Source organism: Haematospirillum sp. H1815, from assembly GCF_012102705.1.
Lineage (GTDB): Bacteria > Pseudomonadota > Alphaproteobacteria > Rhodospirillales > Rhodospirillaceae > Haematospirillum.
Genome location: NZ_JAAVTA010000006.1, coordinates 19,305 through 40,960, shown reverse-complemented (window position 1 = coordinate 40,960; position 21,656 = coordinate 19,305). Strand labels below are relative to the sequence as shown.

Below are 21,656 nucleotides of genomic sequence, written 5' to 3'. Positions count from 1 at the left end.
GCTACTCCTGCGGTTCAAGCATAATAACAGAAATCTGACGCCCTACCGGCCCCTCTTCCCGCAAGGTTGCCCGTCGGTGGCTGAAGAAACGGCTCTCCTCGCGGAACGTGTCACATGGCGTTGGCATAATCGTACCAACATCCAGACGGGCAAGCTGCCGGGCCACATACCCCGGAAGATCAAACAGGAAATGACCCGCCCGGCGGGATGGGGCCAAGAAACGGTCATCATCAGGATCCCGGGACAGGATATGCTCAGGGAAATCAGGTCCAACCTCGTAGGAACGCTGGGCTATGCAGGGGCCAATGGCCGCCGCGATCCGGCCCGGCTTTGCCCCCAGCGCAACCATCTTGCGGACCGTGCTGTCAAGAATACCGCCAACGGCACCGCGCCAACCTGCATGGGCCGCAGCCACAACACCAGCCACCCCGTCCGCCAAAAGAACAGGCGCACAGTCGGCAGTCAGAACAGCCACCGCCAAACCCGGCGATGCTGTAACCAAGGCATCTGCCACAGGAATCGCGCCATCCAGGAAAGGGGCATCAACAACCACGGCATGAGCCGTATGGTTCTGGCTGGCAAGGACAAGACGGTCCGGAGAAAGGTCAAACGCACTGGCAACACGGGCGCGATTGGCCAGAACCCGCACAGGATCATCACCAACAGACAAACTGACATTCAGGGAGGCAAAAGACCCCTCCGAAACACCGTCATGGCGCGTGAAAAATCCGTGGCGAACCTTGCTCAGGCTGTTAAGGGCAGAGACAGTAATCATCAACAGAACTCAAACCCGGGAGGAACAGAAAGATCGGGGCTGTGAACACACAGAACCTTGAACAGGGAGCCCATCTCAGATGGATGTATCAAACGGCGCAATCCTGATGAAAGGTTCATGGCACGCGCTGAATCACCACCGGCTGCACGCGTCAGGACACGCCCCCTCTGCTCCGCCCCCAGCGATGACAGGAAACGGCCCTGGCCGACAGGCCCACACACACAGGCCCCGGCAGCCCGCGCAACCTGGGTCAACCGTTCGAAATCAACATGGGACGTCAGATCGGCATTCCCCGGATCCTCCAGCGGCGGAACAAACGCATGGTTCCGGACCGCTTGCAGGGTATCACCGGGTGCACTGCGCGCATAACCATAATCCACCAGCAGCATGGCCCCTGCCCCGCGCAGGAAACGACCGGACAAGGCATCAACAATGGCGCAGGCCGCCGGGCAAATCTCTGCCACCATGCCGATATCAGGCTCATCAAACCAGACATCCACGGGCTCACCGGCCGTTGTCAGAACAAAGTTGCCCGCATCATCCACCGTCACATGACGGCGCAGCCATCCGGACCGGGTATATTCAAACTGCTCGATCGGCAGGGCGTCAAAAAATTCATTGGCCAGAACCAGCAACGGACCATCAGGAAGATCAGAAACCCCATCATGCCAGGATACCGGTGTATCCGGACTCACAGCCTCCAGAGACTGGTGCTGGAGCTGCCTGAGCACCGGACTACGCTCAACCAGATGGACGGACATAGACTCCAAGAAACCCGGCACACACCGGACAACCCGCAGGACATCGGCCATCAGAACGCCACGCCCCGGCCCAAGTTCGACCAAGGAGAACGGCGAAGGAGATCCCATAGACTGCCACACCACAGCAGCCCACAACCCGACAATTTCGCCAAAAACCTGGCAGATCTCAGGGGCTGTCGTAAAATCGCCATCCTGTCCGAAGACACGACCCTTGGCGTAATAGGCATCCGCAGCCTGCTGCATGAAAGACACAAGAGGGACCGGTCCCGTTGCAGCAATTTCAGCACGCAAACGGTCACCTGCAGAACTCACGCCGGACGTTTCCATGCCCATGACATCAACCAGATTCCAAACACGACCATAGGCAGGGACAGGATCTGCCCCATTGATACCCCCCCCCAGAATACACCAAGAAAGGCATCCGGCTCGCGAAAGAATTCGACAAAAAACCGGGCACATCCGTAACCGGCCATGCCAACACCCGTCAGCACACCAAAGCGAAGACGAACCGCCGGGAAACGGAAAAAGAGCACAAGCATGACAACCAGCAGCGCCAGCCCTTCCAGGCCGGCCTCGTACAGCTGGCTGGGATGACGCGGGTCAGGACCAGCGCCGGGAAAGACCATGGCCCACGGCACGACGGATGGATCAGCAACGCGGCCCCACAGCTCACCGTTGATGAAGTTGGCCAAGCGCCCGAGCATAAGCCCAAGAGGCGCAACCATGGCTGCAAGATCAAGCAAGAAGAGCAACGGTATACCCCGGAACCGGCAAAACAGGATGGTTGCAACCAGGACGCCCAGAAAACCGCCGTGAAATGACATGCCCCCATGCCAGAGCGCAGCAACTTCCAGCGGATTATCAAGATAATAATCCGGCTTGTAGAACAGCACGTAGCCCAGGCGCCCCCCCAGCACCACACCCAATGTAACCCAGACCAGGTAGTCATCGATCTCGGGATCGCTGAGAAGAATCATCCCGCTGCCCGCTATGCGACCTGCGAGATATTTCATCAACTGCCAACCGCCGAGCAAGCCGGTCATATAGGCCAACGCATACCACCGGATTGCCAAGGGACCAATCTGCAGGGCCACCGGATCAAAAGCCGGAAACATCAGGGGTTCACTCATTCACACATACCCGGCAACGTATCAGGGGAAAGCAGCTCTATCCTATCAGCGATAGGGATCCGACTGGGATAGAAAGTCTTTGACGTACCGCGTCACCCCTTCCTCAACCCCGGTAAAGGGCTTGGTGTAACCCGCAGCGCGCAGCCGGTCCATTTTCGCCTCTGTAAAGTACTGGTACTTGTCACGAATTGGAACCGGCGTATCAATATAACGTATGTTCGGTTCCAGCCCCAAGGCACGGTAGGCAGCGGCAGCCAAATCAAAGAAAGAGCGGGCCTTACCTGTCCCCAGATTATACAGCCCGGAAATCTGGGGATTATCCAGAAGCCACATGATCACATCCACGACATCGCCAACCCAGACGAAATCCCTGAGCTGGCCACCATCCTTGTAAGCCGGATTATGGGAGCGGAACAGGTTGAAATGGGTGTTCTGCGCTGCGTGGGGATACACTTGGGATACAACGCTGGACTGCTGCCCCTTATGATATTCATTGGGCCCATACACATTGAAAAACTTCAGCCCGACCCATTGCGGCGGCATCTTCTTCTTCTGGGCAAGGCGACGGGCTACCCGGCGGTCAAAAAGATGCTTGGACCAACCATAAGCATTCAGGGGACGCATTTTTGCCAGGTGCGCAATGCTGGCATCATCGTCAAAGCCATTGCTGCCATCCCCGTATGTTGCGCCGGACGACGCATAAATCAGGCGGATCCCATGCATGGCACACCACCGCAACAAGGCGATGGAATAATCGAAGTTGTTGGTCAGGATCTTGTCGACATCTTTTTCGGTCGTCGACGACACAGCCCCCATGTGCAGGATGGCCTTTATTTTCGTGCGGTGTTGCTCAAGAAAATCGAAAATACGCACGGGTTCGACAATATCAGCCAGTTCCCGGTGAGCGATGTTCCGCCACTTGTTGCCGTCGCGCAACCTGTCAACGACAACCAGATCTTCACAACCCCGGTCTTCAAGGGCTGCCAGGACGTTGGATCCGATAAAACCGGCACCACCTGTCACTACGTACATTGCTCTGTCTCCTCCCGTCGGAGCCTTCGTGAACACCCATGTCGGACGATATCCATCCCATACATACGACACACGGCGTGAAGTTCCGTATGAACCGTTATAGGCGGCGCATCGACAACCGGCAAGAACCATGCGGTCACAGTGCCTTCCCGGCAATGCCTGCAACATATTGCGACAAATGAACAGCCACTCCATAATGGAAATGTGGCGACATGGAAAAGCCATGCGCCCAAGTTCCGGAGGACTGTTCAATGCAAACCCGCAATCGCTTGTTTGATGATGTTGCCCGCGTTGCCGGGGGGGCACTTGGCGCCTTGTCCGGCCTGAGAGAGGAACTGGAAATCCTGGTCCGCAGCCGGGTCAATCGCATCCTCGCAGACATGGACCTGGTCAACCGCGAGGAATTCGAGGCCGTAAAGGCCATGGCAGTCCAGGCCCGGAACGATGCGGATGCCATGAAAAAGAAGCTGGCCGAGATGGAGCGGGCATTGCAGGGGGTCTCTGACCCAAAACATGGAGAAGCCACACCACACAGTGGCAAAGGCACCAATCCGGGGCGAAAAGCGGCAGACAAACCCAAGCCCTGAAGAGATATCCCCAACAGGTGGGGTATCAGGCATATATTATCCACAGAATATTGAGTGCATGATGGGCTTATTGCTTGCGTGACACAGTATGCTCTGGCACGGTTCGGTTGTCGCCGGGTGGATCTGTGCATCCTGTCTTGAGAGATCAGGTCCACTGCATCCACGATCAGGGGAGATACCTGGATGCCCGCTATTGCTGCAGACGAACCGTTTACAGAAGACAGTATTGACCATCCCATCAACCGTATAGAACGTCTGGCAACCCGCAATGCCTGGATCTTCGAACGCAGAAGCGAGGCAGAGGCTGCCGTCCAGATTCCGGGACAATGGGGTTCATGGTGCCTTTACCTTGTTCTGGCGCGCGAACTGGATGTCCTTCACCTTTCGTGTACATTCGAACTGAAGATACCCGATGACGCCAAGGAACGGGTTCTCGAACTTCTCGTTCTGCTCAATGAGCGCTGCTGGATCGGTCATTTCACCATCTGGCTGGATGAAGGCATCCCCATGTTTCGCCATACCTTGCTGGCGCCGGAACTGACCGTTACAGACAACACAGTAGAAGATATGATCGATATCGCTGTTGCTGAATGCGAACGGGTCTTTCCTGCCTTCCGTTTCGTTCTGGAAGAGGGTATGGATGCCCGGCGTGCCGTCGATGCCTGCCTTTTTGACGTTGCGGGAGCAGCCTGACAGGAAAGCGGGCCTGCCTTGCCAGGCATCGTGCTCATAGGCAAAGCGCGTAACACAGCGTACAGGGTCCGGAGATATATTTGTGCTTTCCCCATTAATGCCCGTTGTTCTTGTCGGTTGCGGAAACATGGGACGAGCCATGCTCTCCGGATGGCTGCGCAATGGCTTTGACCCCGGTAACATCCTTGTGATCGCCCGCAAGGGACATGCGGATCTTCCCGAAGGCGCTCAGCATCCTGATTTACGGGTCCTGCGGGATATCGGTGATCTTCCCCGCACCCAGAAAGCCTCGGCGGTTGTCTTTGCCGTCAAGCCAGGGGCCATGGCTGGCGTCATGGGCTCATGCCGTTTCCTGGTCAACCCGGAAACAGTCTTTCTTTCCGTAGCAGCCGGCATATCCTTGAAAACTCTTCAAGACGGCCTTGGATCGCAAACACGCAGCGTGCGAGCCATGCCCAATACACCTACGGCCGTCGGGCGCGGGGTGACCGCCTTGTGCGCTGGACCAGGCGTGGGTGAGGAACAAAAGAAGCTGTGTCACACTCTCGGCGAATCGACTGGACTGGCTGTCTGGCTTGATGACGAACGCCTGATGGATGCCGTCACAGCCCTGTCCGGATCAGGCCCTGCCTATATCTTTCACATGACAGAGGCACTGACAAAAGCCGGAGAAGCCCTTGGGCTTCCGCCCAGGTTGGCAACAGCCTTGGCCCGTCATACCGTATGTGGCTCCGGGGAATTGATGTACCAATCAGCGGACACAGCGGAACAACTACGCCAATATGTGACAAGCCCGGGCGGTACGACAGAAGCGGGATTGGCCGTCCTTATGCCGGAACTAACATCCCTGATGACAAGAACCCTTCAAGCCGCAGCCGAACGAAGTGCGTACCTTGGGACAAGGGAATCCCACGCTGATGCGATCAAGAATAGTCAGGGCGCGGAACAATAACACCCATAGCGATTTTTGCATCGCAATATACACTTGACCCCCATTCTGGCGTACCGTACCATCCGGTATCGCAGCGCTTCGGGGTAGGTTGCTGGCATTGCCTGTTCCTGTTGTCTCCGTGGCATCGGCCTCCTTGTACATAGGAAAGATCTGAGATATGGCGTACAAGACTGAAATGCCGTTCGATTTCGACGTAAGCCGCCTGATCGCCGACATGAAGGTGCCGGGAATTGACGTGGATTCCATTGTTTCATCACAGAAGAAAAACATCGAGGCACTGAACGCTGCCAATAAAATGGTTTTTGATGGTTTCCAGACCATCATGAAGCGCCAAGCCGAGATCCTGAGGCAGACTGTCGAGGATACCTCCGCCCTCTCTTCACGTCTGACAAGCGTGGATAACCCGGGAGACCAGTTTGTGCGCCAGACAGAACTGGCCAAGTCTGCCTTGGAAACCAATCTCGCCAACGCCCGCGAGCTGGTCGACATGATGACAAAGTCACAGAATGAAGTTCTCAATTTGCTGAGCGCCCGGATGTCACAATCCATGGACGAAATGAAAAGTATGATTGAGAAATCCGTGAAAAATGGACCGACAGGCGGCGGCAAGTCTTCATCAAAAACAGCCGCAAAAACAGCCGAGCGCTGATCGACCAAGCACACCGCGCATAAACCACTGTCGCAGCACGCGACAGTGGTTTTGTTATGGGCAAGCCATGACATAGCCGCGCACGACACGGACGGCTATTGGGATTAGAAAACCCCGCCGGGGCAGCGGCGGGGTTATAAGGTCACACACTACGCTAGATAAAAATCAGGGCAAGGCATCAACGAGCGCCTGGGCAACTGTCACATTTTTACGAGCAGCAGCCGCTTCAGAGGGGGTTTCAGCCTCCTGAAGAACAGCAAGGGCAGACTGAAGCCGCGCCAAGGCGGCTTCACGGTCTATCTCATCAAGAGGAATAGCCTCTTCTGCCAGAAGCGTGCAGCGCTCCGCCGTCACCTCTGCAAAGCCACCGGCAACAAAGATCTTGCGAACCGGGCTTGTCCCACGATGAACTTCAACAACACCGGGGCGAACTGTCGACAGGAAAGGGGCGTGCTGCGGCATCGCACCGAAATTCCCCTCAACCCCGGGAACGACAACCATCTCCGCTGGTTCGGAAACCAAAAGACGGGCCGGAGAAACAAGTTCAAATTCAAGCGTTTCAGCCATAAGCACGTGGCTCCAAAGCAATCAGAACAAACCAGAGCAAGAACGCCTGGCACCAACCCGATACAGATCAGGCTGCAGCAGCCAGCTTCTTGCCTTTCTCCACCGCTTCCTCAATGGTTCCAACCATATAGAAAGCCTGCTCCGGCAGGTGATCATAGTCACCATTAACGATACCACGGAACCCCTTAATGGTCTCTTCCAGTGCAACGAACACACCAGGTGTTCCCGTAAAGACTTCCGCAACGTGGAACGGCTGAGACAGGAAGCGCTGGATCTTGCGCGCCCGGGCAACGGTCAGCTTGTCATCTTCAGACAGCTCGTCCATACCCAGAATCGCAATGATATCTTGCAGAGCCTTGTAGGTCTGAAGAATTTCCTGGACGCGACGGGCAACTGCATAATGCTCTTCACCCACCACGCGCGGATCAAGGGCACGAGACGTGGAATCCAGAGGGTCAACGGCCGGGAAAATAGCCTGCTCTGCAATGGCACGCGACAACACCGTTGTTGCATCAAGGTGAGCAAACGACGTGGCAGGCGCGGGGTCTGTCAGGTCATCGGCCGGAACATAGATTGCCTGAACCGACGTAATCGATCCCTTCTTCGTTGAAGTGATACGTTCCTGCAAGGCACCCATATCGGTCGCCAAGGTCGGTTGATATCCGACGGCCGACGGAATACGTCCCAGCAGGGCCGACACTTCGGAACCAGCCTGTGTAAAGCGGAAGATATTGTCCACGAAGAACAACACGTCCTGCCCTTCCTCGTCACGGAAGTATTCAGCCTGAGTCAGGCCTGACAGGGCAACACGGGCACGGGCTCCCGGAGGCTCGTTCATCTGGCCATACACCAAGGCCACCTTGGAATTGGCACCTTCCAGGTCAATAACCCCGGACTCAATCATTTCATGGTAAAGATCGTTGCCTTCGCGGGTGCGTTCGCCAACGCCGGCAAAAACAGAATAACCACCATGGCCTTTGGCAACATTGTTGATCAATTCCATGATCGTCACGGTCTTGCCAACACCTGCACCACCGAACAAACCAATCTTTCCGCCCTTGGTATACGGAGCCAGCAGGTCAATAACCTTGATCCCGGTCACCAGAATTTCCGTATCCGTCGACTGCTCGACAAACGGCGGAGCCGAACGGTGGATCGGGGAACGACGGCTGGTCGGGATCGGGCCACGTTCATCCACAGGCTCGCCAATCACATTCATGATGCGGCCCAGTACTTCCTTCCCTACCGGGACCGAGATAGCACTGCCTGTATCACGGACTTCTTGGCCACGTACCAGTCCCTCGCTTGAGTCCATTGCAATGGTACGGACGATGCCTTCACCAAGATGCTGAGCTACTTCCAGGACCAGACGGTTTCCACGATTATCCGTCTCAAGTGCCGAAAGAATAGCGGGAAGATCACCGTCGAACTTCACGTCCACAACGGCGCCAGTAACCTGGCTGATAGTACCGACGTTTTTGTTCGCCATGGCTTGACGCTCCTGTTAGGCCGGTTGTTCAAAACCGGAAAGTCTCTGTTTATCACTGCATCCGGAACCGCATAACAGTACCGGCTGTTCCGGAATGCTAGATAGCCTCAGCACCGGAAATAATTTCGATCAGTTCCTTGGTGATCATCGCCTGACGGGTCCGGTTGTAAACCAGCGTCAGCTTGTTGATCATGTCACCGGCATTCCGTGTGGCATTGTCCATTGCACTCATCCGTGCGCCCTGCTCGGAAGCGTCGCTTTCCAGAAGAGCCGAAAAAACCTGCATCGCCACATTACGCGGCAACAGGTCAGCCAGAATTTCTTCTTCACCGGGCTCATACTCGTAAACCGGACGAGCAACGCCGGAAGCAGAAGATTCAGATGATGGAACCTCAGGCGGAGAGAATGGAACAAGCTGCTGCCGAGTAACTTCCTGCGAAATCGCAGAACGGAACTTGTTGTAGATCACCGTGCAGACATCAAACTGGCCTGCATCAAACATGGAAAGAATGGTCTGCGCCACGTCGTTTGCCGAACCAAACTCGGCCCCACGACGGGTCATTCCCTCACGGGTGCCGATAATCAGGCCAGCATACTCGCGGCGCAAGGCATCACGCCCCTTGCGCCCGATGCACAGAACCTTGACGGTCTTTCCCGCAGCGATCAAATCCCGGATCATGTTTCTGGCTGACCGCACAACGTTGGCATTGAAGCCACCACAAAGCCCGCGATCGGCCGTCATAAGGACCAAAAGATGAACATCATCACGGCCAGTACCTGCCAGAAGCTTCGGTGCGCCGGAAGAACCAGCAACCGAAGCAGCCAGCCCCGCCAGCATACGCCCCATACGCTCTGCATAGGGGCGCCCGGCTTCTGCAGCATCCTGGGCACGACGCAATTTGGATGCCGCAACCATTTTCATGGCGCTCGTGATCTTCCGGGTATTCTTCACCGAGTTGATCCGAACGCGGAGATCCTTGAGGCTAGCCATCGGCTGTCAGGCCTTCTTTCACTCGAAATACTCCCCGGCGATAACCGGGGCACTCCGTCTGGTTCAAACTACCTGTTCCCGACATAGCCGGGAACAGTACGCGACACCCTTGTCTCAAGCAGCAAAAGCTTTGGCAAAGCTATCCAGGAACGCAATCAGCTTCGCTTCTGTTTCCTTGGAAATGGCCTTTTCGGAACGAATGGCTGCAATCATATCTGCGCCCTTGTTCCGCATCTCGGCCAACATCTCACGTTCATAGCGGTTGACAGCAGACACGGGCAAGGAATCCAGATAGCCGCGCGTACCGGCAAAGATTGAAACAACCTGCTCTTCAACCGGCATGGGGCTGAACTGGGGCTGTTTCAGAAGCTCGGTCAAGCGGGCACCACGGGCCAGAAGCTTCTGCGTTGCCGGATCCAGGTCCGAGGCAAACTGGGCAAAAGCCGCCATTTCACGATACTGGGCCAGATCCATCTTGATGGTACCGGCAACCTGCTTCATTGCCTTGATCTGCGCTGCAGAACCAACGCGGGACACAGACAGACCAACGTTCACAGCCGGGCGGATACCCTTGAAGAAAAGGTCTGTTTCCAAGAAAATCTGGCCGTCGGTGATGGAAATCACGTTGGTCGGAATATAGGCCGAAACATCGTTCGCCTGGGTTTCAATAACCGGCAGAGCTGTCAGCGACCCCTTGCCCGCAGCATCACCAAGCTTTGCCGCACGCTCCAGAAGGCGGCTGTGCAAATAGAACACGTCGCCCGGATAAGCTTCACGCCCGGGAGGACGACGCAGCAGCAGCGACATCTGACGATAGGCAACAGCCTGCTTGGACAGGTCGTCATAGAAGATAACCGCGTGCATACCATTGTCGCGGAAGTACTCACCCATGGTGCAGCCTGTATAGGGCGCCAGGAACTGCATGGGAGCCGGCTCGGATGCGGTAGCGGCCACCACAATGGTGTAGTCCAGCGCACCGTGGTCTGCCAAGGTCTTCACAACCTGGGCAACCGTCGAACGCTTCTGACCAACGGCCACATAGATGCAGAACAGCTTTTCGCTGTCGTTGCGGGCCGCATCATTGACCTTCTTCTGGTTGAGAATGGTATCGATGATAACCGCAGTCTTGCCTGTCTGGCGGTCTCCGATGATCAGTTCACGCTGCCCACGCCCGATTGGAATCAGGGAGTCAATGGCCTTCAGGCCAGTTTGCATTGGCTCATGAACAGACTTGCGGGGAATAATCCCAGGAGCCTTGACGTCAGCCATGCTCCGCGACACATCGGGCAGAGCACCCTTGCCGTCAATGGGATTGCCCAAACCGTCAACCACACGGCCCAGAAGCCCCTTGCCAACCGGAACATCCACAATGGAGCTGGTGCGGCGAACGGTGTCCCCTTCACGGATCGAACGGTCATCACCAAAAACAACAACACCGACGTTGTCTGTTTCCAGGTTAAGAGCCATTCCCTTGATGCCGCCGGGAAACTCGACCATTTCACCCGCCTGGACCTTGTCCAGGCCATGAATGCGGGCAATACCGTCACCGACGGAGAGCACACGACCAACTTCGGCGGATTCAGCTTCAGTACCGAAGCTGGCAATCTGTTCCTTGAGGATAGCGGAAATTTCCGCGGCGCGGATTTCCATCACCCGACCCCTTTCATGGCAAGCTGAAGACGTTGCAGCTTTGTGCGAACGCTGTTGTCAACCATCCTTGACCCAATTCTTACGATCAGACCGCCAAGGATGGACGGATCAATTGTAGAGCGGACAGCAACGTCCTTGCCCACAGCCTGACGCAAGGCGGCAGACAGGGCTTGGGACTGGCTGTCGGAAAGCTTTCTGGCAGAAACGACCTCGGCCGTTACCTCGCCGCGCGCGGCGGACAGGCGCGCCAGATACGCCGCTATAATGCCGGACAAAGCTGGCAAGCGACGGTTTGTGGACAAGAGACCAAGAAAATGACGCGACAATTCGGAAAGACCAGCTTTCTCGGCCAGCGCGACAATACCCTTCCGGTGTTCCTTCCGGGTGACAACGGGAGAGGCGATCAGGCGCCTCAGGTCAGCGCTCTCATCAAGCATGGACTGGAACTGCCGCAAGTCTCCGGCCACCTGGTCAAGCACACCACGTTCCTCGGCAAGCTCATACAGCGCCAAGGCATATCGGTCTGCCAAACCTTTTGTTCCTGCAATTTCGGATGACACGTTCTGCTTGCCCCGGGAAAACAAAAGAATACAGGTGGATATAAATCTTCTGAAAGCTGTTTTTCAAACGTCTGGAAACCGGAGAAAGGATCAAGGCTCCCTCCGGCGCGGTTGGTTGGTAACATAACGCGTCCTGCGTTGCAAGCACCTGACGCCCACACATGCTGTCATACCCGGTACAATCCGGTCACAGAAAGCTGTACGGATCGACATCAATCTGGATCCGCACCCGCCCGGATACAGGAGCACGGGAAAGCCATGACCGCACGATCGGCTGAATGCGCACACTGCGCGGCGCCTTCAACAACAAGCGCCAGCGGTGCAAACCTCTCAGTAAAGCCATGGGAGCCGGGGCAGGCCCCAGAACCTCAACCTCCGGCATGGACGGTGCCACCCGGGCCAGGGCACGTGCTGTCTGTTCGACACGGGACGCATCCGGGCCAGAAACGATCAAGGCGGCCAAACGTCCGAAAGGCGGCATTCCCATCAAACGACGCCCCTCGGCCTCCGCTTCCAGAAACACAGCGGGATCCCCTCCGGCCAGCGCCTGCAAAACAGGGTGGGAAGGCTGGAAAGTCTGGAGGAGAACCTTTCCCGGTCGATCACTGCGTCCGGCCCGGCCGGCAACCTGCGACAACATCTGATAGGTTCGCTCCGCCGCGCGCAGATCACCACCAGACAAACCAAGATCCGCATCAACAACCCCGACCAGTGTCAGGAACGGAAAATGGAGCCCCTTTGCCAGCACCTGCGTGCCAACCAGAATATCTACATCACGGTTCTGCACCTGCTGGACCAAAGACGCAACGGCGCGCGGCCCTGACAGCGTGTCGGATGCAACCAGCGCCATGCGGGCATGAGGGAAGCGGCCTGCCACTTCCTCAGCAATCCGTTCAACGCCCGGGCCGCAGGCTGCAAAATCATCCGGCGCTTCACAGGACGGGCAAAAGTCAGGACGGGCAACATAATATCCGCAATGATGACACTGCAGACGCGCATGGCGGCGATGCTCCACCAGCCACGCCGTACAATGCGGACACTGCAAACGATGCCCGCACGTCCGGCACAATGTCAGGGGGGCATAGCCGCGACGGTTCAGGAACAGCAGTGCCTGCTCTCCCGCAGCAAGAGTCTGCTCCAGGGCATTCACCAAGGTTGGTGCCAACCATGACGGGCCCCACGCCCCCGGCTCGGGACGATCACGACGCACATCCAGAATATCGACGTCCGGCAGAACCGCTGCACCATGACGGCTGCCCAGATGCACACGATCGTAGCGCCGTTCCCGCCCGTTGATAACGGTCTCCAGGGATGGCGTCGCTGATGCCAGAATAACCGGAATGCCCGCCAGATGCGCACGGGCCACAGCCATGTCACGGCCGTGATAGACCACACCGTCTTCCTGCTTGAAGGCCGCCTCGTGCTCTTCATCCACAACAATCAGGCCCAGCTTGGCATACGGCAGGAACAGCGCAGACCTGGCCCCCACGATGACAGAGGCTGTCCCGTTGGCAACCGCGCGCCAGGTCCGCCGCCGAACAGCCGACGAAAGATCGGAATGCCACTGCGACGGCAAGGCGCCAAAACGCACCCGGAAACGCTCCAGCCATTGCGCGGTCAGAGTAATTTCCGGCAACAGGACCAGCACCTGCAAACCAGCCCGCAGCGCAGAGGCAACGGCTTCAAAGTAAACCTCCGTCTTGCCGGATCCGGTCACGCCTTCAAGGATCGTACAGCGGTATCCATGCCCGACAGCATCCACCAGCCGGGCTGCGGCACGCTCCTGCTCCGGCGACAGAACGGGGCCGGCACAGGTTCCGTCCGGCATGGCATCAGCAGGCACACTATCGGCAACAGCCTGCAACAAGCCGGCATCCGCAAGGCCACGTACAACCGATACGCTGACACCGGCCAGCCGGGCCATATCCGACAGGGATAATGGAACAGCCTGCCCGGCCATGACATCACGCACCCGCAACCGTGCCGGCGTCATACGAGGCATTTCCGCATGGTCCGGACCATCATCAGCCCAGCGCCACACAGAACGGACAGGCCCCTCCTCCAGCGCATCGGCAACAGGCAGAACCATCTTCAGGACCGCGCCAGGGGACGCCATTGTCCAGGCCGCAACCCACTCCACAAAACGCCGCGAGACGGCAGGGATATAGGGGGCATTCTCAAGCACCGCATCCACCGGCCGAATGCGAGCGCGATCAAGCATGCCCGCCCCCGGCCCCCAGACAATGCCGCAAACCATCTTCCGCCCCAACGGAACCCGCACCGCAATGCCGGGCCTCAGGGTCATGCCAGATGGCACGCTGTAGTCATAGGGACCCTCTACAGGCAGTGGCAAAAGAACCGCCACAATGCTTCCTGCAACAAAACACGCGTCATCAGCCCCGCAGTCATCCGCAGGCAAACGCGGGGACAGGGGCGAAAGGACAATGTCTGGGGTGGGATTGGACTCCGGCATGGGCTACACTCTAACCGGACGGGCCCAAGGATACCATGCCTTCGTAAGCCTGAATTCCGATCCTGCGTATTCAGCCACAGAGATTCTCCTGCCATGAAATTCTTTCTTGATACCGCCGATGTTTCCGAAATTCGCGCCATGGCCGACATTGGCCTTGTCGACGGCGTGACCACCAACCCGACCCTGGTTGCCCGCTCGGGTCGCAAGTTTGTCGAAGTGGTTCGTGAGATCTGCGACCTTGTCCGTGGTCCGGTCAGCGCCGAAGTCACCGCGACCGACTTTGACACCATGATGCGCGAGGCAGAGATTCTGCGCCGCATATCCCCGAATGTAGCCGTCAAGGTTCCCCTGACAGCCGATGGGCTGAAGGCATGCCGCGCCATTACCGGCGACGGGGGCATGGTCAACGTCACGCTGGTGTTCTCAGCTGCACAGGCCATTCTGGCCGCAAAGGCCGGGGCAACATTTGTATCCCCGTTTGTCGGACGGCTGGATGACCTGTCCCACGACGGAATGGCCCTGATCGATGACATTGCCACGATCTTCGCCAACTACCCTGCCATCCAGACCGAAATTCTGGCCGCATCGATTCGCTCGCCCCTGCATGTGGTCGACGCAGCCCGCATGGGTGCCCACGTGGCCACCATGCCCGCCAAGGTCATGGAGCAGATGATCAGCCACCCGCTGACACGCAGCGGCCTGGAAACCTTCCTGTCCGATTGGGCCAGGACCGGCCAGTCCATCCTGGAGGGCTAGGCTCATGACCCCCGGCACCCAAGATCCGGTTCCACAGCCCTTGCTACCTTCAGACGTGGAACTCTTCCTGAAGTCCAACCCGGATTTCCTGATGGAGCGACCGGAGCTGATGGCATCCCTGCTGCCGGACCGTGATCTTGGTACCGGGGTGGTTGATTTCCAGGCACGTGCCCTCAAAGCCCTGCGCACAGAGGCTGACGAGCTGCGGGCAGGAGCCCGGGAGGTCATACACACAGCGCGCGAAAACATGAGCCTGCAGAACGCAACCCACCAGGCCGTCGTCGCGCTTTTGGGGGCTGAAAGCCTGCAAGACCTTATGATTGTCCTGACCCAGGATGTACCCATGATGGTGCACGTGGATCTGGCGGCCCTGATCTGTGAACCAGGCCTGCCCCTTCCCCTTGCCGGTCAGGTCATCCAGGTTCCGCATGGTGAAATTGACCGGCTGCTGGGAAATAGTGACGTGCGTCTGCGTCCTTTCTGCGGAACCGGAGCGGCCCTGTATGGTGAAGCATCGGCCTTGATCCGCTCCGATGCGCTGGTGCGCTTGCGACATTCCGGCCACCCCCCTGCGGTTCTGGCCCTGGCCAGCCGGGACACGGGAGCCTTTGAACCCGGGCAGGGAACCGAACTTCTGGTTTTCCTGGCCACCGTCCTTGACTTCTGCCTGATACGCTGGCTGACCCGTGACTGATCTCCATACCTGTACCGCCGCCGACCTGCACCACGCCATTGATGAATGGCGCAGCTGGCTGTCAGCAGAACGACGCTGCAGCACACATACGCTGGATGCCTACACCCGCGACCTGGCCACCTTTCTGAAATTTCTTGTTCATTTCCACGGCACCGTTCCTGACCTGCCGACCCTGGCAAAGCTGAAAGGATCTGACTTCCGGGCATTCTTGGCCGCACGAACGCAGGAAGGCCTGTCACGCCCCTCGCTGGCGCGCGGACTTTCAACGTTGCGCAACTTTTTTCGCTTCCTGGACCGGGCTGGTTTTTGCAGCAACCCGGCTCTGAAAACCGTCCGAACCCCCCGCCAGCCACAGCACCTCCCCCGCCCCTTGAGCGAAGATGCCGCGCTGGAAGCCATTGCAAGCGCATCAACCCTGCACGATGAACCATGGCTGGCAGCCCGGGACACCGCTTTACTTCTGCTGCTGTATGGATGCGGCCTGCGCCTGGGGGAAGCCCTTGGCCTGACGGTCAGCCAAAGCCCGGCTTCGGACAGTATGGTGGTCACCGGCAAAGGCAAACGGCAAAGGGTCGTCCCCGTGTTGCCCATGGTCCGGGAAGCCATTCTGGAGTATCGTAGCACATGCCCATGGCCGGAATACCCGAACCGTCCCCTGTTCCTGGGAACACGGGGCAAGGCCCTGAACCCGGGCGTTGTACAGCGCCAGGTGCGGCGGTTACGGGTACTGCTCAACCTTGATGAAAACGCAACACCGCACGCACTGCGTCACAGCTTTGCCACACACCTCCTGGCCGGCGGAGGAGACCTGCGCACTATTCAGGAGCTTCTGGGTCACGCCTCGCTCAGCACAACACAACGCTACACAGCTGTAGATGACAGCCGCCTTCTGGAGGTGCATCGCTCCGCGCACCCCCGAGCCTGAAAACAGAAGACCTAGGCCAACATGGAACGCAGCATCCAGGCCGTCTTTTCGTGCACCTGAAGCCGCTGGGTGAGCAAGTCTGTTGTTGACTCGTCACGGGCATCTTCCGCCAGGGGAAAAACGTCCCGCGCCGTGCGGGCAACAGCCTCATGCCCTTTCACAAGCTGGGCAATCATATCCTCGGCTGCGGGCACGCCGGTTTCTTCCTTCAGGGATGTCAGAGCCGAAAACTGCTTGTACGAACCGGGCGCATAAGCCCCCAAGGACCGGATCCGTTCCGCCACCTGATCAACGGCCAAGGCCAGTTCGTTATACTGGGTTTCAAACATCATATGCAGGGTATTGAACATCGGACCGGTAACATTCCAGTGGAAATTATGGGTCTTGATGTAAAGTGTGTAGGTATCAGCCAGAAGACGGGAAAGACCTTCAGCAATCTTCAGTCTCTGTTTTTCGGGAATACCGATATCAATTTTTGTTGCCGGTGCAGAAGCCGTCTTGCGGGACATGCGGTTTTCCTTTCGCCATGCAGGGAAAGACGATGGGAACAACCCAGATGGTATGACAGCTCGACAGAGACGTACAGACATATTGCTGCCGCTACACAGACTCTGTGGGACCAGACCACAAACACGCTGATATAGATTTCTTGAAGTTTGATCAACCTTATGTATTTTACATCCGCGGGTCGGACTGCCGGGCCCATACTTCGTCTTTTGCTTGGGTGAATGTGCCGCCAAGCCCGGAGTATCCCTGTCAACAGGACACAACGGGTCTTCATGAAAGGATCGCCGTGTTCAGCAAATCATCTGTCAAGCCTGACGGCATGTCTGCCGTTGATCATAAAACCCTGTGCCTGGCCGCCCTGGGGGGTGCACTGGAGATTTATGACTTCATTATCTTCGTATTTTTTGCCCTGACGATCAGCCAGCTGTTCTTTCCACCTGAAGGACCGGAATGGTTCCGCCTTTTACAGACGGTGTGTGTCTTTGCAGCAGGCTACCTAGCCCGCCCGCTTGGTGGCATTCTTATGGCTCACTTTGCCGACAGACACGGGCGCAAGAAAGCATTCAGCCTCAGCATCCTGATGATGGCCCTACCCTGCTTTGTTATCGGTGCCATGCCGACCTATGCTGAAATTGGGTACCTGGCTCCGGGCATTCTTCTGCTGTTGCGCATTATTCAAGGCGCAGCCGTCGGGGGAGAGGTGCCCAGCGCCTGGGTTTTTGTGGCAGAACACGCACCGGCTCACCGCCGTGGCTATTCCCTTGGCCTTTTGCAGGCTGGCCTGACTTTGGGCTATCTGCTTGCCGCCATTGTTGCAACCCTGCTGGCCAAAACCTTCAGCCCCGAAGAGATGCTGGATTACGGCTGGCGCCTGCCCTTCCTGATCGGGGGCTTTTTTGGCATCACCGGGGTCTGGCTGCGTCAATGGCTGAACGAAACCCCGCTGTTCATCCGCATGGCCGCCATGCGTGACCGTTCCGGCAAGTTCCCCTTGGGCGATGTCGTACGTACACAGTCCGCATCATTGATTCCAGCTGTTATCCTGACATGTGTGCTTGCATCTGCTGTCATTGTTCTGGTGGTTGTGACGCCGACCATGCTGCAAAAGCTGTTTGGCATGTCGGCTGAATATACATTTTCTCTCAGCTGCGTAGCCATTATGTGCCTGAACATTGGCTGCGTGATTGCCGGTATGGTCGTGGACCGGATCGGCGCCTGGAAGAGCGTAATGCTGTACAGCGTGCTTCTGCCCATTGGCGTTGCCGTTCTGTATGCCGGTATCCTGGGGGGCGGCGCCTGGCTCATTGCGGCGTGCGTTGTCTCCGGCCTGTGCTGTGGCATTGTCGGTACGGTTCCATCGGTTATGGTTGGCCTGTTCCCAACAGAAATGCGGGTATCAGGCATTTCGTTGACCTACAATATTGCCTACTCCCTGTGGGCCAGCTTTACCCCACCCCTGCTGATTGCCCTGATGCCGGAGAACACCTGGATCTGCGTGTGGTTTGCCTTGGGCATGGGGGGTGTTGGCCTGATCACCGCATCCCTGTACCGTCATCGTTGCATCCGGATGGTATCCATTCAGGGAACACCGGCAGAAGTATAAAACCACCACAAAAAACCCGGCCATATGGCCGGGTTTTCTTCAGACACAGCCACCTGTTCAGATATGTAGGGGGCGCTTGTCCACAGCCAGCATGGCTTCCTTGATCGCCTCTCCAAGCTGGGGATGCGCATGGCTGGAACGGGCGATATCCTCGGCCGAAGCCCCGAACTCCATACCCACAACCACTTCCTGAATCAGGTCCCCGGCCATGGCTCCCACAATGTGGCACCCCAGAACCCGGTCAGTTTTTGCATCGGCAAGAACCTTGACCAACCCGTCGGTCGTGTTGTTGGCCCGTGCCCGCCCATTGGCCGTAAAGGGGAACTTGCCGACCTTGTAGGCCACACCCTGTTCCTTCAGCTGCTCCTCGGTCTTCCCGACCATGGCTATCTCCGGGTCTGTATAGACCACGGACGGAATAGCACCATAGTTGACGTGCCCGGACTGCCCAGCCAGAAGCTCTGCCACGGCCACGCCTTCTTCCTCGGCCTTGTGGGCCAGCATCTGCCCGCCAATCACGTCACCAATGGCGAACACGCCCTGAACCTTGGTCTGATAATCGTGATCAACCGCGATAAAGCCGCGAGCATCCGGAACAACACCAATGCTCTCAAGACCAAGTCCCTCGGTATAGGGGCGACGCCCGATGGCCACCAGCACCACATCGGCATCCAAGGTTTCGCCTGCGCCACCTTTTGAGGGCTCCAGCTTCAGGGATACACCCTTCTTGCCCGTAGAAGCGCCCGTGACCTTATATCCCAGACGGAAGTTCATTCCCTGCTTTTCCAGAATTCTCTGGGCCTGCTTGCGGATCTCGCCATCCATTGGCGGCAAAATAAAGTCCAGGTATTCAACGACCGTCACCTCCGCCCCCAAGCGACGCCAGACCGACCCAAGTTCCAGACCGATCACCCCGGCCCCGATCACCACCATCTTCCCCGGAACAGACGACAGCGAAAGCCCGCCGGTGGACGAGACAATACGTTTCTCGTCAATAGTAACACCCGGCAAAGGCATGACGTCCGACCCGGTGGCAATCACGATATTCTTTGCCTGCACCGTCTGGGCCTGGGCACCACTGACCTGCACCGTACCCGGTGCGGTAATCTTTCCTGCACCCTTGATATAGGTGATCTTGTTTTTCTTGAACAGAAACTCGATGCCGCCGGTATTGTCCGAGACCACCTTGTCCTTGTGGGACATCATTCTGGGCAGATCCAGCCGGACACCGGACACGTCAACGCCCAGATCACCCATGTGATGGGCCGCATGCTCATACATATGTGTAGCATGCAACAGAGCCTTGGATGGAATACAGCCGACATTGAGGCAGGTCCCGCCCAGGGCGCCGCGCTTTTCGACACACGCGACCTTCATGCCAAGCTGAGCCGCCCTGATGGCGCAAACATATCCGCCCGGCCCCCCGCCAATGACAACCAGATCGTAGACTTCCGACATGCGATATACCCTTCTGGAAAGGATGTGACAAACCCCACGCCCCGGGGCCAGAAACAAACAACGGAGGGCTGGATTCCCGGCCCCCCGTCAACACACAACTAGATATCCATCAGGATCCGTCCCGGATCCTCAAGGCATTCCTTCACCCGCACCAAAAAGGTAACAGCCTCCTTGCCATCAATAATGCGGTGGTCATAGGACAGGGCCAGATACATCATCGGGCGGGCTGCAATGGACCCATCGGGCATGACCATCGGGCGCATCTGGGTCTTGTGCATTCCCAGAATGCCGGACTGCGGCGGGTTCAGGATCGGCGTAGACATCAGGGAGCCATAAACCCCGCCGTTGGACACCGTAAACGTACCACCCTGCATGTCTTCCATGGTCAGCTTGCCATCACGGGCCTTCTTGCCAAAGTCACCAATTGTCTTCTCGATCTCAGAGAAACTGAGGCGGTCGCAATCCCGGACAACCGGCACAACCAACCCCTGGGGCCCACCAACCGCCACCGAAATGTCGTAGTAGTTCTTGTAGACAATGTCATCGCCGTCAATTTCGGCATTCACTGCCGGAATTTCCTGCAAAGCCTGGACACAAGCCTTCACAAAGAAGGACATGAAGCCAAGCCGCACACCGTGGCGTTTCTCGAAGGCGTCCTTGTAACGGTTGCGCAGCTCCATGACACTGGTCATGTCCACCTCGTTGAAGGTGGTCAACATCGCCGCCGTATCCTGGGCATCCTTCAGACGCTTGGCAACAGCCCGACGCAGACGGGTCATCTTCACCCGTTCTTCTCGCGGGCCGCGGGCCATGGTTGCTGCCGCACCCGGCTGCATCGCCGCCGCAGCCTGGGCCGCCGGACCAGGGGCCGACTTGCCGGACGCAAGAAACGCCTGCACATCTTCCTTGGTCAAGCGACCATCCTTGCCTGATGCCGGTATCCGCGATGGATCCAGGCTGTTCTCTTCCACCAACTTGCGTACGGCCGGTGACAACGGGTGATCGGCATTAGCACCGGAACGGGCCGCAGGAGCAGCAGGTGCCGGCGCTGCCTTGGCCGGGGCCGGAGCAGCAGGAGCCGCCTTGGCCGGAGCAGCAGAAGACCCGGCAGAGCCGGCAGCACCTTCGTTGATCCGCCCCAGAATGGCACCCACAGCCACCTCGGCACCAACATCGGCAACAATCTCTGCCAACGCACCAGAAACCGGGGCATTGACCTCGACCGTTACCTTGTCGGTCTCAAGTTCGACCAATGGCTCATCGGCCTTGACCGCGTCGCCCGGCTTCTTGAACCACTTGGCAACGGTTGCTTCGGAAACAGATTCACCCAGGGCGGGGACTTTGAGTTCGGTAGCCATGACGTCCTCGATTGTGTCGTCGTATTACGGCGGAGCAGCCCGGCAA

At 57.7% G+C, this 21,656-nt stretch carries 21 protein-coding genes; 8 read left to right on the top strand and 13 right to left on the bottom strand.

Annotation, left to right across the window (positions count from 1 at the left end; genetic code table 11):
- Position 1: 1 nt before the first annotated feature.
- From pgeF to rfaD, 4 genes are read right to left on the bottom strand one after another with little or no spacing between them, the layout of a single operon-like run.
- Positions 2-775 carry a peptidoglycan editing factor PgeF gene (gene pgeF, locus HEQ60_RS06430; RefSeq protein ID WP_168070880.1) on the bottom strand — a complete coding sequence of 258 codons (774 nt, stop codon included), beginning with the start codon at positions 773-775 and terminating at the stop codon, positions 2-4.
- The gene (locus HEQ60_RS06425; RefSeq protein ID WP_322099303.1) at positions 775-1,848 is read right to left on the bottom strand and encodes a class I SAM-dependent methyltransferase; all 1,074 of its coding nucleotides are present in this window, start codon (positions 1,846-1,848) and stop codon (positions 775-777) included. Before HEQ60_RS06425 ends, pgeF begins: the two co-directional genes overlap by 1 nt.
- Positions 1,845-2,666 (bottom strand): prolipoprotein diacylglyceryl transferase, encoded by an 822-nt coding sequence (gene lgt / locus HEQ60_RS06420; protein WP_168070725.1) that lies wholly within the window; start codon positions 2,664-2,666, stop codon positions 1,845-1,847. The genes HEQ60_RS06425 and lgt overlap by 4 nt, the downstream gene beginning before the upstream one ends.
- A gap of 45 nt (positions 2,667-2,711) precedes the next feature.
- Positions 2,712-3,698 (bottom strand): ADP-glyceromanno-heptose 6-epimerase, encoded by a 987-nt coding sequence (gene rfaD, locus HEQ60_RS06415; RefSeq protein WP_066134149.1) that lies wholly within the window; start codon positions 3,696-3,698, stop codon positions 2,712-2,714.
- 251 nt (positions 3,699-3,949) lie between these two features.
- Here rfaD and HEQ60_RS06410 point away from each other — a divergent pair, with 251 nt between their 5' ends.
- The 4 genes from HEQ60_RS06410 to HEQ60_RS06395 all read left to right on the top strand — a co-directional run bounded on the left by HEQ60_RS06410 (position 3,950) and on the right by HEQ60_RS06395 (position 6,579).
- Positions 3,950-4,285, top strand: a complete 336-nt coding sequence (locus HEQ60_RS06410) for an accessory factor UbiK family protein (RefSeq protein ID WP_168070876.1) — start codon at positions 3,950-3,952, stop codon at positions 4,283-4,285.
- Positions 4,286-4,468: 183 nt separating this feature from the next.
- Complete coding sequence (locus HEQ60_RS06405) at positions 4,469-4,978, top strand: YbjN domain-containing protein (protein ID WP_168070723.1); 510 nt, start codon at positions 4,469-4,471, stop codon at positions 4,976-4,978.
- Positions 4,979-5,060: 82 nt separating this feature from the next.
- On the top strand, positions 5,061-5,930 hold the full coding sequence (proC, locus tag HEQ60_RS06400) for a pyrroline-5-carboxylate reductase (protein ID WP_168070721.1): 870 nt from the start codon (positions 5,061-5,063) through the stop codon (positions 5,928-5,930).
- Between the two features lie 157 nt (positions 5,931-6,087).
- Positions 6,088-6,579 (top strand): phasin family protein, encoded by a 492-nt coding sequence (locus HEQ60_RS06395; protein ID WP_168070719.1) that lies wholly within the window; start codon positions 6,088-6,090, stop codon positions 6,577-6,579.
- 165 nt (positions 6,580-6,744) lie between these two features.
- Here the strand turns inward: HEQ60_RS06395 and HEQ60_RS06390 are convergent, their stop codons facing one another.
- From HEQ60_RS06390 to HEQ60_RS06365, 6 genes are all read right to left on the bottom strand, one after another.
- Positions 6,745-7,146 carry a F0F1 ATP synthase subunit epsilon gene (locus tag HEQ60_RS06390; RefSeq protein WP_168070717.1) on the bottom strand — a complete coding sequence of 134 codons (402 nt, stop codon included), beginning with the start codon at positions 7,144-7,146 and terminating at the stop codon, positions 6,745-6,747.
- A gap of 67 nt (positions 7,147-7,213) precedes the next feature.
- Complete coding sequence (gene atpD, locus HEQ60_RS06385; RefSeq protein WP_168070715.1) at positions 7,214-8,635, bottom strand: F0F1 ATP synthase subunit beta; 1,422 nt, start codon at positions 8,633-8,635, stop codon at positions 7,214-7,216.
- Positions 8,636-8,732: 97 nt separating this feature from the next.
- Positions 8,733-9,626 carry a F0F1 ATP synthase subunit gamma gene (locus HEQ60_RS06380; RefSeq protein WP_168070713.1) on the bottom strand — a complete coding sequence of 298 codons (894 nt, stop codon included), beginning with the start codon at positions 9,624-9,626 and terminating at the stop codon, positions 8,733-8,735.
- Positions 9,627-9,740: 114 nt separating this feature from the next.
- The gene (atpA, locus tag HEQ60_RS06375; RefSeq protein ID WP_168070711.1) at positions 9,741-11,276 is read right to left on the bottom strand and encodes a F0F1 ATP synthase subunit alpha; all 1,536 of its coding nucleotides are present in this window, start codon (positions 11,274-11,276) and stop codon (positions 9,741-9,743) included.
- The gene (locus HEQ60_RS06370) at positions 11,276-11,836 is read right to left on the bottom strand and encodes a F0F1 ATP synthase subunit delta (RefSeq protein WP_168070709.1); all 561 of its coding nucleotides are present in this window, start codon (positions 11,834-11,836) and stop codon (positions 11,276-11,278) included. Before HEQ60_RS06370 ends, atpA begins: the two co-directional genes overlap by 1 nt.
- A gap of 187 nt (positions 11,837-12,023) precedes the next feature.
- Complete coding sequence (locus HEQ60_RS06365) at positions 12,024-14,309, bottom strand: primosomal protein N' (RefSeq protein WP_168070707.1); 2,286 nt, start codon at positions 14,307-14,309, stop codon at positions 12,024-12,026.
- Positions 14,310-14,402: 93 nt separating this feature from the next.
- On the opposite strand from HEQ60_RS06365, the gene fsa reads away from it, so the two are divergent.
- The 3 genes from fsa to HEQ60_RS06350 are packed head-to-tail and all read left to right on the top strand — an operon-like array spanning position 14,403 to position 16,684.
- Positions 14,403-15,065 (top strand): fructose-6-phosphate aldolase, encoded by a 663-nt coding sequence (gene fsa / locus HEQ60_RS06360; RefSeq protein WP_168070705.1) that lies wholly within the window; start codon positions 14,403-14,405, stop codon positions 15,063-15,065.
- Between the two features lie 4 nt (positions 15,066-15,069).
- Positions 15,070-15,759, top strand: a complete 690-nt coding sequence (locus tag HEQ60_RS06355; RefSeq protein WP_168070703.1) for a DUF484 family protein — start codon at positions 15,070-15,072, stop codon at positions 15,757-15,759.
- On the top strand, positions 15,752-16,684 hold the full coding sequence (locus tag HEQ60_RS06350; RefSeq protein ID WP_168070701.1) for a tyrosine recombinase XerC: 933 nt from the start codon (positions 15,752-15,754) through the stop codon (positions 16,682-16,684). Before HEQ60_RS06355 ends, HEQ60_RS06350 begins: the two co-directional genes overlap by 8 nt.
- 11 nt (positions 16,685-16,695) lie before the next feature.
- Here the strand turns inward: HEQ60_RS06350 and HEQ60_RS06345 are convergent, their stop codons facing one another.
- On the bottom strand, positions 16,696-17,193 hold the full coding sequence (locus HEQ60_RS06345; RefSeq protein WP_168070699.1) for a Dps family protein: 498 nt from the start codon (positions 17,191-17,193) through the stop codon (positions 16,696-16,698).
- Positions 17,194-17,477: 284 nt separating this feature from the next.
- Here HEQ60_RS06345 and HEQ60_RS06340 point away from each other — a divergent pair, with 284 nt between their 5' ends.
- Positions 17,478-18,794, top strand: coding sequence for an MFS transporter (locus HEQ60_RS06340; protein WP_209315447.1), 1,317 nt, complete (start codon positions 17,478-17,480; stop codon positions 18,792-18,794).
- 57 nt (positions 18,795-18,851) lie between these two features.
- Here HEQ60_RS06340 and lpdA read toward each other — a convergent pair whose 3' ends face one another.
- Positions 18,852-20,252, bottom strand: a complete 1,401-nt coding sequence (lpdA, locus tag HEQ60_RS06335) for a dihydrolipoyl dehydrogenase (RefSeq protein ID WP_168070697.1) — start codon at positions 20,250-20,252, stop codon at positions 18,852-18,854.
- A 98-nt stretch (positions 20,253-20,350) separates the two neighbouring features.
- Positions 20,351-21,610, bottom strand: a complete 1,260-nt coding sequence (gene odhB, locus HEQ60_RS06330; RefSeq protein ID WP_168070695.1) for a 2-oxoglutarate dehydrogenase complex dihydrolipoyllysine-residue succinyltransferase — start codon at positions 21,608-21,610, stop codon at positions 20,351-20,353.
- Positions 21,611-21,656 lie beyond the last annotated feature (46 nt).

Coding starts and splice junctions, on each gene's coding strand:
- HEQ60_RS06355 (WP_168070703.1), top strand. CDS start 15,070: ATGACCCCCGGCACCCAAGATCCGGTTCCACAGCCCTTGCTACCTTCA.
- lpdA (WP_168070697.1), bottom strand. CDS start 20,252: ATGTCGGAAGTCTACGATCTGGTTGTCATTGGCGGGGGGCCGGGCGGA.
- lgt (WP_168070725.1), bottom strand. CDS start 2,666: ATGAGTGAACCCCTGATGTTTCCGGCTTTTGATCCGGTGGCCCTGCAG.
- pgeF (WP_168070880.1), bottom strand. CDS start 775: ATGATTACTGTCTCTGCCCTTAACAGCCTGAGCAAGGTTCGCCACGGA.
- HEQ60_RS06380 (WP_168070713.1), bottom strand. CDS start 9,626: ATGGCTAGCCTCAAGGATCTCCGCGTTCGGATCAACTCGGTGAAGAAT.
- HEQ60_RS06365 (WP_168070707.1), bottom strand. CDS start 14,309: ATGCCGGAGTCCAATCCCACCCCAGACATTGTCCTTTCGCCCCTGTCC.
- HEQ60_RS06395 (WP_168070719.1), top strand. CDS start 6,088: ATGGCGTACAAGACTGAAATGCCGTTCGATTTCGACGTAAGCCGCCTG.
- rfaD (WP_066134149.1), bottom strand. CDS start 3,698: ATGTACGTAGTGACAGGTGGTGCCGGTTTTATCGGATCCAACGTCCTG.
- atpA (WP_168070711.1), bottom strand. CDS start 11,276: ATGGAAATCCGCGCCGCGGAAATTTCCGCTATCCTCAAGGAACAGATT.
- HEQ60_RS06410 (WP_168070876.1), top strand. CDS start 3,950: ATGCAAACCCGCAATCGCTTGTTTGATGATGTTGCCCGCGTTGCCGGG.
- HEQ60_RS06345 (WP_168070699.1), bottom strand. CDS start 17,193: ATGTCCCGCAAGACGGCTTCTGCACCGGCAACAAAAATTGATATCGGT.
- HEQ60_RS06390 (WP_168070717.1), bottom strand. CDS start 7,146: ATGGCTGAAACGCTTGAATTTGAACTTGTTTCTCCGGCCCGTCTTTTG.
- HEQ60_RS06405 (WP_168070723.1), top strand. CDS start 4,469: ATGCCCGCTATTGCTGCAGACGAACCGTTTACAGAAGACAGTATTGAC.
- odhB (WP_168070695.1), bottom strand. CDS start 21,610: ATGGCTACCGAACTCAAAGTCCCCGCCCTGGGTGAATCTGTTTCCGAA.
- fsa (WP_168070705.1), top strand. CDS start 14,403: ATGAAATTCTTTCTTGATACCGCCGATGTTTCCGAAATTCGCGCCATG.
- atpD (WP_168070715.1), bottom strand. CDS start 8,635: ATGGCGAACAAAAACGTCGGTACTATCAGCCAGGTTACTGGCGCCGTT.